This is a genomic window from uncultured Rothia sp. (assembly GCF_937976295.1).
Taxonomy (GTDB): domain Bacteria; phylum Actinomycetota; class Actinomycetes; order Actinomycetales; family Micrococcaceae; genus Rothia.
Genome location: NZ_CALJRY010000320.1, coordinates 1 through 2,947, shown reverse-complemented (window position 1 = coordinate 2,947; position 2,947 = coordinate 1). Strand labels below are relative to the sequence as shown.

Sequence of the window (2,947 nt, the reverse complement as noted above, 5' to 3'; positions counted from 1 at the left end):
CGAGCAGGGTCTTACCGGTGCCGGGAGGGCCGTACAGCAGCACGCCCTTGGGGATCTTTGCACCCAGGCGGGTGAACTTTTCGGGTTCAGCCAGGAACTCGCGGACTTCTTCCAGTTCGGCGAGCGCCTCGTCCACGCCGGCGACGTCGCTGAAGCGCACTTCCGGCTTGTCCTTGGTGAATTTCTTCGCGCGGGACTTGGAGAAGCTCATGACGGATGAGCCGCCTCCGACTCGTCCCATCAGGAACCAGAAGAGCACACCAAAGAGCAGAATCGGCAACAGCAGGGACACCAGAGAGCCCAGGAAGCTGTGCTCAACCGGCTGGTCCGTGTAGCTTTCCAGCTCGGCGGATTCCGTTGCCTTAACAACTTCGTCGCCGCGGGGCTGCACGTAGTAGAAGTGCACCGACTTACCGTAGTTGTCGTTGCCCTTCTTGTAGTCTTCTTTAAGCTGTAGCTCGACGCGCTGGTCGCCGTCGTAGATCTTTGCGCTCTTGACCTGGTGGTCGTTGAGCATCTGAAGACCCACGTTGGTGTCCACCTGACGTGAGGGCTGAGTGAAGAATGAGGCCATGAGGAAACCCAGCATGATTACGAGAGCTGCGCCCGGCCAGAACCAGGGGCCGTTAATCAGCTTCTTCAGGAAGCCCTCCGAGCCTTTCTGCGGAGTATTGGGGGTTTGCGCCAATGCTTTGTCCTTACGTTGCGGCTGTAACCCGTTGGGGTGCGGCATGCCAGCCGGAACACCCAACGATGCAACCTTAAATGTACCTTACCCCGGCGAGCGGCTAGGTACTGGGCTTCTCTATTTCACCTGCGGGCTAAAGGGTTGTAGCACTCGGCGGGGGTGAAAGTGCATTTTCTTTGCCGGGCACATCCACCTCCGGGTACAGCGACGCCCCGCTCCCCCACAAGCGTGAGGAGGCGGGGCGTCACCACCTACAGCATGGTTGCTGAGGTGAAAGGCTTAGGAGTAAACGTGCGGGTGCAGGGTTGCGACGCAATCCAGGTTGCGGTACTTTTCAGCGAAGTCCAGGCCGTAACCAACAACGAACTCGGGCTCGATGTCCCAGCCGACGTACTTGACCTCAACGTCAGCCTTGACGACCTTGGGCTTGCGCAGCAGGGTGCAAATCTCAACGGAAGCTGCGCCGCGAGAAATCAGGTTCTGCTGCAGCCATGCCAGGGTCAGACCGGAGTCGATGATGTCTTCAACGATCAGGACGTTGCGGCCCACCAGGTCGGTGTCCAGGTCCTTGAGGATACGCACAACACCGGAGGACTTGGTGCCGGAACCGTACGAGGAAACAGCCATCCAGTCCATGGTGTAGTGGCCCTTGAGAGCGCGGGAAAGGTCAGCCATGATCATGATGGCGCCCTTGAGAACACCCACCAACAGCACGTCCTTACCGGCGTAGTCTTCGTCGATGCGCGCCGCCAGTTCGGCGACCTTCGCGTTAATCTCTTCCTTGCTGAAGAGAACGTTCTTAATATCGTCCTGCACGTCGATAGCCTGCACGATGTATTCCTTCGTATCTTTAGACGCTCTGCGCCTCCGCCGGGGCCCCGGTTGCGGGGTTTCATGCCTTCCCACGGCGGATAATGTGGATGGTGTTCGCCTTAAGTATGGCTTAAAACGGCGCCGCGGCGCACCTCACCGCGCAGATAGTGTGTGCTGAGGATGCTTCGCGGGCACCTAGTTAGGGTCGAGTTGGCACTAATACGAGCACGTCCAGGCGTTCACCGGTTGCCGGGTGCACAATTTTGCGGCGACGGTACGCGCTCACGTGACCGGGCATCTGAACGGGTCCAGCTACCGCATATTCGGCGGTGAAAGAGTCCAGCGCCTGCAGTCGCTCGAAGCCGGGGTTCTCTCCCCCGGCGGCTTTGCAGGCGGCCGCAAGCACACGCAAACGAAGCGCCGGATGCAGCGCCGCCACCTGCGCGCGATCCAACAGCACGGCATGGTCCAGCAGCACGGCGTCTTCACGGTCGATGCCGCGCACGGCGGTTCCGGCGGGTAGGAGCGCCTGCTTGTAGGCTGCCTGCGCCTGTTCGTCGAGGTATTCGGCATCGGGGCCAGCTACGGAGGCGGTGCGCGCCAGGGAGCGGGCGACGTCTCCGCCGAGGTGCTCCTCCAGGTAGGGCAGCACGCTGTGGCGGATGCGGGCACGCATGAGGGACTGGTCGGTGTTGGTCGGGTCGATCCAGGGGGTGAGGGTTTCGGCGTCGCAGATGTCGAGCATATCGGCGCGGCGCAGGCCGAGGAAGGGCCGCAGGTAGGTGACGCCCTCTTCGACGCGCACGGGCGGCATGCCTGCCAGGGAGCGCGTGCCGGAGCCGCGGCTTAGGCCGAGCAGCACGGTTTCTGCCTGGTCGTCGAGGGTGTGGCCGAGCAGTACGGCGCGGGCGGCGGTGGCTTCGGCGGCTTTCGTGAAGGCGCTGTAGCGGGCGGTGCGTGCCGCCATTTCGGGGCCCATGTTGCCGGCGGGAACCTGCACTTTTTCGGTAATGACGGGGTGAAGCCCCAGGTCGGTGAGGGTCTGCGCGGTCTGCGCGGCAACCGCGGCGGAGTTTTCTTGTAGGCCGTGGTCGACGATGATGGCGCCTACGCGTACGTCGCCGCGGCGGGCGAAGTGCGCGGCAATGGCTGCCAGCGCGAGGGAGTCGGGGCCGCCGCTGCAGGCGACCAGGAGCAGGGGCAGGTCGGCGGTGTCCGGGGTGGAGGCGGTGCGGGAGCGTCCGGTGGCTTTGATGCTTCCGGCGCCGAGGAGCTTTTCGAGGGCGGCGGCGAGGTGGCGGCGGGCAGTGCCGACGGCGGGGTGCAGGCGTCCTGCGCGTCCATTCTGCATGGTGGTTCCTTTATAGAAATTGCGAAGTGTCTATGTCAACAGATACTTCACGAGGAGAATTTAGAAATAACGAAGGCTCAAGAAGTCAGGAGCCT

3 protein-coding genes are annotated in these 2,947 nt (G+C 62.6%); all 3 read right to left on the bottom strand.

What is annotated here, in order from left to right; translation table 11 throughout:
- The coding region (locus Q0216_RS08530) for an ATP-dependent metallopeptidase FtsH/Yme1/Tma family protein (RefSeq protein WP_366139827.1) at positions 1–688 on the bottom strand (688 nt) is incomplete at its 3' end.
- A gap of 279 nt (positions 689–967) precedes the next feature.
- Positions 968–1,519 carry a hypoxanthine phosphoribosyltransferase gene (hpt, locus tag Q0216_RS08525; RefSeq protein ID WP_005504342.1) on the bottom strand — a complete coding sequence of 184 codons (552 nt, stop codon included), beginning with the start codon at positions 1,517–1,519 and terminating at the stop codon, positions 968–970.
- Between the two features lie 181 nt (positions 1,520–1,700).
- A complete protein-coding gene (tilS, locus tag Q0216_RS08520) occupies positions 1,701–2,852 on the bottom strand; it encodes a tRNA lysidine(34) synthetase TilS (protein WP_298594527.1) in 1,152 nt (383 codons plus the stop codon).
- Positions 2,853–2,947 lie beyond the last annotated feature (95 nt).

Excerpts from the sequence above, each read along its gene's own strand:
- tilS (WP_298594527.1), bottom strand. The coding sequence starts at position 2,852 with ATGCAGAATGGACGCGCAGGACGCCTGCACCCCGCCGTCGGCACTGCC.